This window comes from Klebsiella sp. MS 92-3 (assembly GCF_000195655.1).
In the GTDB taxonomy this organism is placed as follows: domain Bacteria; phylum Pseudomonadota; class Gammaproteobacteria; order Enterobacterales; family Enterobacteriaceae; genus Klebsiella; species Klebsiella pneumoniae.
In genome coordinates this window covers 38,858-45,931 of record NZ_GL882709.1, presented here as the reverse complement: position 1 = coordinate 45,931, position 7,074 = coordinate 38,858, and the positions used below count along the sequence as shown (strand labels likewise).

The 7,074-nt window shown below is 43.8% G+C and carries 8 protein-coding genes; 4 read left to right on the top strand and 4 right to left on the bottom strand.

Annotated features, from left to right (window positions below; genetic code table 11):
• Window positions 1-63 precede the first annotated feature (63 nt).
• Window positions 64-429, bottom strand: coding sequence for a YbgS-like family protein (locus HMPREF9538_RS26115; protein ID WP_002895084.1), 366 nt, complete (start codon window positions 427-429; stop codon window positions 64-66).
• A gap of 314 nt (window positions 430-743) precedes the next feature.
• Here HMPREF9538_RS26115 and aroG point away from each other — a divergent pair, with 314 nt between their 5' ends.
• Window positions 744-1,796, top strand: coding sequence for a 3-deoxy-7-phosphoheptulonate synthase AroG (gene aroG / locus HMPREF9538_RS26120; RefSeq protein WP_002895086.1), 1,053 nt, complete (start codon window positions 744-746; stop codon window positions 1,794-1,796).
• 140 nt (window positions 1,797-1,936) lie between these two features.
• Here the strand turns inward: aroG and HMPREF9538_RS26125 are convergent, their stop codons facing one another.
• Together HMPREF9538_RS26125 and HMPREF9538_RS26130 are read right to left on the bottom strand one after the other, a co-directional pair.
• On the bottom strand, window positions 1,937-2,479 hold the full coding sequence (locus HMPREF9538_RS26125; protein ID WP_009483849.1) for a FumA C-terminus/TtdB family hydratase beta subunit: 543 nt from the start codon (window positions 2,477-2,479) through the stop codon (window positions 1,937-1,939).
• A 17-nt stretch (window positions 2,480-2,496) separates the two neighbouring features.
• Window positions 2,497-3,342 (bottom strand): fumarate hydratase, encoded by an 846-nt coding sequence (locus tag HMPREF9538_RS26130; RefSeq protein ID WP_009483848.1) that lies wholly within the window; start codon window positions 3,340-3,342, stop codon window positions 2,497-2,499.
• A 122-nt stretch (window positions 3,343-3,464) separates the two neighbouring features.
• On the opposite strand from HMPREF9538_RS26130, the gene HMPREF9538_RS26135 reads away from it, so the two are divergent.
• Window positions 3,465-4,349, top strand: a complete 885-nt coding sequence (locus HMPREF9538_RS26135; protein ID WP_009483847.1) for a LysR family transcriptional regulator — start codon at window positions 3,465-3,467, stop codon at window positions 4,347-4,349.
• A gap of 5 nt (window positions 4,350-4,354) precedes the next feature.
• Here HMPREF9538_RS26135 and HMPREF9538_RS0126720 read toward each other — a convergent pair whose 3' ends face one another.
• Complete coding sequence (locus HMPREF9538_RS0126720) at window positions 4,355-5,338, bottom strand: LysR family transcriptional regulator (protein ID WP_086071096.1); 984 nt, start codon at window positions 5,336-5,338, stop codon at window positions 4,355-4,357.
• A 221-nt stretch (window positions 5,339-5,559) separates the two neighbouring features.
• Between HMPREF9538_RS0126720 and HMPREF9538_RS26140 the strand changes: the two genes are divergently transcribed.
• Window positions 5,560-6,828 (top strand): SLC13 family permease, encoded by a 1,269-nt coding sequence (locus HMPREF9538_RS26140; protein ID WP_009483845.1) that lies wholly within the window; start codon window positions 5,560-5,562, stop codon window positions 6,826-6,828.
• 89 nt (window positions 6,829-6,917) lie between these two features.
• Window positions 6,918-7,074, top strand: a 157-nt coding sequence (locus HMPREF9538_RS0126715; RefSeq protein ID WP_416352766.1) for an OadG family transporter subunit, incomplete at its 3' end; no start/stop codon positions are given.

Below are 7,074 nucleotides of genomic sequence, written 5' to 3'. Positions count from 1 at the left end.
AAAAAAAAAAAAAAAAAGGGGCGCCCCCGCCTCCCTTTTTCTTCGATCTGCCCACCTCATGTGTTACTGGGTGGTGCCGTCGGTTTTGCTGTTGTCTTGGGTCGTATTGCCGCCGTTGTCCAGTTTTTTACCGGTGTCCGGACAGCGGCCGTCTTTACACATCGAGTTTTTATGTACCTCATCGCTCGACATATTATCCTGGGTCATCGTCGAGCCCGTGGTGCCCCCAGAGCCAGAGTTGATCTGACTATTGTCCACGTTGTTCGGCGCCACGTTCTCACGGGCATCCGGCGCCACCTGACCGGCATCCGCGGAAGAGTTGGCCTGGCCATTATTGGACTGGGCACCGGTGTCTGCCGCCAGGGCCGCGCCGCTGGCAAGACCTAAGGTGGCGGTGAGCAAAAGGGTCGTCAGTTTTTTCATATTCATCGGATACTCCTGTTAAGCCGGGAAGGGGAAATGCGCTTCCCGCGGTGAGTGTGCCAGGGATCTGACTCGCTATGGTTTAAGACTCCGCAGACGATCGCAGTGTCACTATATAATCCTGAAACGTAAGACTTAATTAGCTTTAACAGTTAAATATTGTAGTTCATGAGCCTGGTTTCGCTACTTTATGGCGTATTTTTGCCTATTTCCAGGATTATTCCATCACTACTGTAAAATCATGTTTACACTATTTCAGCGAAGAGATAGATTGGAGGGATTGCATTTCATTGAATAAGTATGGCAACGCTGGAAAGAAGATGAATTATCAGAACGACGATTTACGCATTAAAGAGATCAACGAATTATTACCTCCCGTTGCGCTCCTGGAAAAATTCCCTGCTACCGAAAATGCTGCAAACACCGTTGCACATGCTCGCAAAGCGATCCATCAGATCCTCAAAGGCGACGATGACCGTCTGCTGGTGGTGATTGGGCCTTGTTCTATTCACGATCCGGCAGCGGCGAAAGAGTATGCCGCCCGCCTGCTGACCCTGCGCGAGGCGCTGAAGGGCGAGCTCGAGATCGTCATGCGGGTCTATTTTGAAAAACCGCGCACCACCGTCGGCTGGAAAGGGCTCATCAACGATCCCCATATGGATAACAGCTTCCGCATCAACGACGGGTTGCGCATCGCGCGCAAACTGCTGCTGGACATTAACGACAGCGGCCTGCCGGCGGCGGGGGAATTCCTCGATATGATCACCCCGCAGTATGTCGCCGATCTGATGAGCTGGGGCGCCATTGGCGCGCGTACCACCGAATCCCAGGTGCACCGTGAGCTCGCCTCCGGACTCTCCTGCCCGGTGGGCTTTAAAAACGGTACCGATGGCACCATCAAGGTGGCTATCGATGCGATTAACGCAGCCGGCGCGCCGCACTGTTTCCTGTCGGTCACCAAGTGGGGCCACTCCGCCATCGTGAATACCAGCGGTAACGGCGACTGCCATATTATTTTGCGCGGCGGCAAAGAGCCTAACTACAGCGCGAAGCACGTGGCGGAGGTGAAAATCGGTCTGGCGAAAGCGGGTCTTCCGGCCCAGGTGATGATCGACTTCAGCCATGCCAACTCCAGCAAGCAGTTCAAGAAGCAGATGGAAGTGGGCGCCGACGTATGCCAGCAGATCGCCGGCGGCGAGCGCGCCATTATGGGCGTGATGATTGAAAGCCATCTGGTGGAAGGCAACCAGAGCCTCGAGAGCGGTGAACCGCTGACCTACGGCAAGAGCGTCACCGACGCCTGCATCGGCTGGGAGGATACCGAAACGATCCTGCGTCAGCTGGCGGAAGCGGTGAAAACCCGCCGCGGCTAAGCCTTAGCGTTATAAAAACCTGTGGTCATGTGTACCGTGCTTTCAGCTACAGAATGTTAAAAGCACACTACCTGACCACAGGTTCAAACAACGTTTATTGAAGATATCAATTCGTGCTGCTCACCTGACGCGATAGGGCGTTACCGAGCATATTTTCTCACTTCCTGCTTCTGTAGTGTATTTCCTTCAGTATCGATTCCCACTATTACGCGATAGCGATCAAAATAGATTTTTTTTATGGATTCGGTGCCCAGTTCACCATAGGCAAGAATTTCAACTGATTTGACATGTTTCGTATTGATGGCAGAAGCTCCACCAATCCCCAATAGGGAGACGCCACCATATTTTTTGCAGAGGTCTGCAACATAATCGGCACGGTCACCTTTTCCTAGAAAAGCGGTTACGCCTTGCTGAAACATCATTTCTACAAAGGGATCCATTCGAGCTGCAGTGGTTGGGCCATTCGAACCAATCGGTAGGCCAGGCCTTGCCGGACACGGTCCTGCATAGTAAATGATCTGGTTTTTAAGATCGACCGGTGGTTTTTCACCATGTTTCAAAGCGATTTCAATTTTTTTATGGGCCGCATCTCGACAGGTATAAACAAAGCCAGTGAGATAGATAATATCACCAACTTTAAGGGTTTTGGCTATTTCTTTTGTTAAAGGTAATGTTAATTCCATTAGCAAGCCTCCTGCTATTAAATAGTTTTGCTAGCATGACGACTAGCATTGCACTGGAAATTAATTGCTACGGGCAGAGCAGTAATATGGCATGGATAATAATCAATATGTACGCCAAGAGCGGTAACACGTCCCCCCATGCCTAATGGGCCAATCCCAGTATTATTGACCTCATCTAATAGTTCAGCTTCTAATTTTGCATAAAGCGGTTTTGCATTATATTCGCCAATAGGGCGTAATAATGCTTTTTTAGCCATCCACGCACAATGATCCATTGTACCGCCTATTCCAATACCAATAATATATGGAGGACACGGATTTCCGCCTACATGGCGAACGGTTTCAAGAACGAATCTTTTTACGCCTTCAATATCATCTCCAGGCAATAATGTTTTAAATGTGCCCATGTTTTCACTGCCGCCGCCTTTAGGCATGACGGTAATTGTCACGCGATCACCCTCAACAATTTCAGTATGTAATACTGCCGGAGTATTATCATTAGTATTGATACGATCGAGGGGATCTGCAACCATTGATTTTCTTAAATAACCCTTTTCATAGCCTTGCCGTACACCCTGATTGACCTGCTGCTGAAGAGAAAATCCTTCCCAACATACTTCCTGACCTATTTCCATGATGACAATGCAGGTGCCAGTATCATGGCAACATGCGAGTTGCTCTTTTTTGGCATACTCACCGTTATCAATTAATATTTTAATTGTCTCTTTACCAAGTTTAGACTCTTCTTTCTCATATGCTTTACGAAAAGCACACATCAGATTATCATCAAGCTCATAACAGGCTTTTTTTACCAGTTCTTCAATAACTGGAACGATGACCTCTGTATTCAGTATTCTACTCATGCTTCCTCCAGAACTTTTGTTTTGCTTATGGTTCACATTTTTATGTTATGATTATTTTTTCCATGAAGGAAATATGTTATGTTTATCAGACAATAAATTTTATTTATAGTTAAGAGGAATGCATGGAAATTAGACAGCTGGAATATTTTATTAGCGCATCTGCATTAGGCAACCTTACCAAGGTTGCAGAACGTCATTATGTTTCGCAACCAAATATAACAGTTGCTATAAAAAAGCTAGAGTCTGAGTTAGGTGTTAATCTGTTTGAGAGAAGGAAAAATAAGTTGGTGTTAACGGAAGAAGGGGAATTCTTCTTATTAAAAGTCAAACCTCTCATTATTGCATTGAAGAATAGTGTTGCTGAAATTAAAGATTATCATAATAAAAACAGTGGAGTGGTAACATTAGGGATTCCTCCTATGATTAGCCTTTTTTTGTTTACACCACTATTTAAACATTTTCGCGAATTATATTCAGAAATGGAACTTTCATTAGTTGAGGAAGGTACCTTTGGGTTGCATCAAAAACTTTCTCATGGCGATATTGATTTGGCGATTGTCATTATCAATGATGCACCAGAAGAGTTAGTAACTGTACCATTAATGACTCAGCAGCATGTTGTATGTATATCCGATAAGCACCCTTTGGCGAAGAAGAAAACTATCGACTGGGAGGATTTGCAAAATGAACCATTAATTGTTATGAAAAAAGATTCATGGCATCGTAAAGCTATTCTAAATGAATGTGAAAAGAGGGGTGTTAATACTCATATCTTCTTATCTTCCAATAGTGTAAAGAATAATATTGATTTGGTGGCAAAAAATGAGGGTATATCATTTATTCTCGATGCGGTAGGGCTAAAATGTGATGGTGTAACAACAAGAGCGATGACAGAACCTGTCTATGTCGAGATAGGCCTGGCATGGAAAAAGGATAAGTATTTATCATACGCATCAAGAGCATTAATTGCATTCCTGGAACAGTATATTAAAGACAATTTCCAATAGTTTATTTATATTTGTTCCTCAACAAATAACTCCCATAATTCTTCAGCATCTGGTGGCATTTTTTTTGCCGGTCGATAAAGCCTTATTTCGATTGGTACCCATAAATTGCTTTCTTGATCTGCTGCCGCCACAATGGTTTTAGAGGCAACATCATGTGCCGCAAGCGTTTGTGGCAACCAGGCTACACCATCACCCGATCTCACCATTGCCAGCAAAGTGGCCGCCAGATCGGCAACAAATGCAATTTTCATGTTATGTGTGATTCTGTTAATTGAAGTTGTATTTGATATTATCCTACCTAATCCAGATTGTGATGAAAAAGAAAGATAGGGAAAATTGGACCTATTCTCAATACACCATAACGGCTTCATGGTCATACTATTTGGTTTACTAAAAGGGATGAGTATATCCATTCCTAAGCGGATGCTCATAAAATGGCTTTCATTTAGATTGAGGTGCATATGAGGGTGGTAGTGACATAGCAGAAATTGGGCATCGCCTTGACGCATCATTTTTTCGCATGAGTTCAACGAATCAGAGAGCAGACGACATGAGCCAAATTTAGCTATTTTTTCACTTTGTTTTAACATGCTTGGAACAAATGAAAAGGATAATGCATGGGTTGCTGAGAAAACCAAATGTGGTTGCTTATTGCCAGCTGCATCCAGCGCATTGTTTTTTAATGAATATAAATCGTGTATTAGTTCTGGTAATTGTTCAATAAAAACCTCGCCAGCTTTGGTCAGCGATACACCTCTTTTACTCCTTTCAAAGAGTGGTGTGCCAACCCATTCTTCCAGAGACTGTATTCTACGGCTAAATGCGGGTTGCGTCACATATCTTGCCGCAGATGCTTTTGAAAAATTCAATGTTTCTTTCAGTGCTACGCAGTCTTCAAGCCATGTTAGTTCCAGGTGATGCCGATATTGCATAAGCCACAACCTTATTTGCATTGGATGAGTTTTAATTCTACAAGTAGCATTATACACACAACGTTTTCAAGAGGGAATTTTGGAAAAGGATAATAAAAATATGTTAATGCCATGTGTTTATTTGTCTGAATAGTGTTGTTGATAATAGTTTTAAAAGTTTATTGAGCCTGCCATGGCAACAAAGCTAATGGATTCATTAATGCTTTGACAAGTTAACGATAGAACTTGCGTTATTGGCCTATGGTTGTTATTTCACCCATTTTTATAAGGATGTGTATATGTCACCAGCTATTATCACTTTGTTGATTTTGGTTGTTGCAATAATAATCTTTATTAGCGATCGCTTGCCTATGGGATTGGTGGCTTTTATGGTCCCGATGGCATTGTATTTTTTTGGGGTTATTGGTGTCAAAGATATCTTTGCGTCAATTGTTAATGAAAATGTTATCCTTATCATTGCCATGTGCGTGTTGGGCGCGGCCTTTTTCAAAACAGGGCTAGCATGGCAATCCAGTAAAATTTTATTGAAGTATGCAAAGACGGAGAGAAGCCTTAGCGTTTTAATTTTTATGATTAGCGGCGTTATGTCGGCATTTGTTTCTAATAGTGGCACTGTTGCTGTGCTTATTCCCATTGTTTTAGGTATCGCCGGGACTAGTCAAATCAAACCCATTAAACTACTCATGCCCTTGGTGTTTGGCGCGACAATTGGTGCAGATATATCAATTATCGGTTCGCCTGGAAACCTGATTGCTAAAAATACAATTGAAACTTTTAGTAAAGGGAACTTATCGGTACCATTTTTTGAGTATGCCAAAATTGGCATCCCATTGATGATAGCGTGTGCATTGTTACTTTTCTTCTTTGGTTCCAGGTTAATTCCGGATCGTGATGGGCATGAGCAATCTGATGTACAAATGGATTATAGCCACATTCCTGAGTGGCACAAGCTTTTAACCTTGATTGTTTTCGTATTAGCAATTTTGGGAATGGTTGCAACAGACTATGTTAAATTTCTTCCACCTATTCATATCATTGCTTGCTGCGCCGCTATCGTTTTGGTATTGACCGGTGTATTAAATCAAAAAGAAACGTTTAATTCCTTTGAGACATTAACTGTTTTTATGCTTGCATTCATGATGCCACTTGGTGCCGCTTTAAATTCAACTGGAGCAGGTGAGATGATAGCAAGAGCGGTAATTTCTGTAACAGGGAACTCTGGCGTCATAGTCATCATGGCTTCACTATGGATACTGACCTGGGCTCTCACTCAGGTGATGAGTAATACTGCTGCTTGTACGTTGTTATGTCCTGTTGGATGGACAATTGCACAATCTATCGGTGCTGATCCACGGGCTGTCGTTATTGCCATTTTTATTGCCAGTAGCGTAGCAGTGTGTACACCCATGGCCATTCCAGCCAATTCGATGATTATCGGTCCTGGTAATGTGAAGTTTAAGGATTTTTTAAAGCCAGGCTTAGCGATAAGTTTCGTCTGTTTTATCGTTAGCATGATTTTGTTACCTGTTTTTTATCCGTTCTATTAAGCGTAAAGCGATTTATTAATAATATTCTTCTTACTAATTGAGGCTTAATTTTGCATAGCTCCACTCTGTTAGGCGAAGGCTTCACCCTGATGTTTCTCGGCATGGGCTTTGTGCTGGTGTTCCTGCTGCTGCTCATTTTCGCCATCCGGGGAATGTCCCTCGCCGTCAACCGCCTGTTTCCCGAGCCGCCTGCCGCCCCCAAACCGGCGCCGGCCGCCCCCCCCCCCCCCCCCCCCCTCCCCCCCC

What these genes read in the sequence shown, in the direction of transcription:
- HMPREF9538_RS26115 (WP_002895084.1), bottom strand. Translation starts at nt 429, where the DNA reads ATGAATATGAAAAAACTGACGACCCTTTTGCTCACCGCCACCTTAGGT.
- HMPREF9538_RS26140 (WP_009483845.1), top strand. Translation starts at nt 5,560, where the DNA reads ATGTCACCAGCTATTATCACTTTGTTGATTTTGGTTGTTGCAATAATA.
- aroG (WP_002895086.1), top strand. Translation starts at nt 744, where the DNA reads ATGAATTATCAGAACGACGATTTACGCATTAAAGAGATCAACGAATTA.
- HMPREF9538_RS26130 (WP_009483848.1), bottom strand. Translation starts at nt 3,342, where the DNA reads ATGAGTAGAATACTGAATACAGAGGTCATCGTTCCAGTTATTGAAGAA.
- HMPREF9538_RS26135 (WP_009483847.1), top strand. Translation starts at nt 3,465, where the DNA reads ATGGAAATTAGACAGCTGGAATATTTTATTAGCGCATCTGCATTAGGC.
- HMPREF9538_RS26125 (WP_009483849.1), bottom strand. Translation starts at nt 2,479, where the DNA reads ATGGAATTAACATTACCTTTAACAAAAGAAATAGCCAAAACCCTTAAA.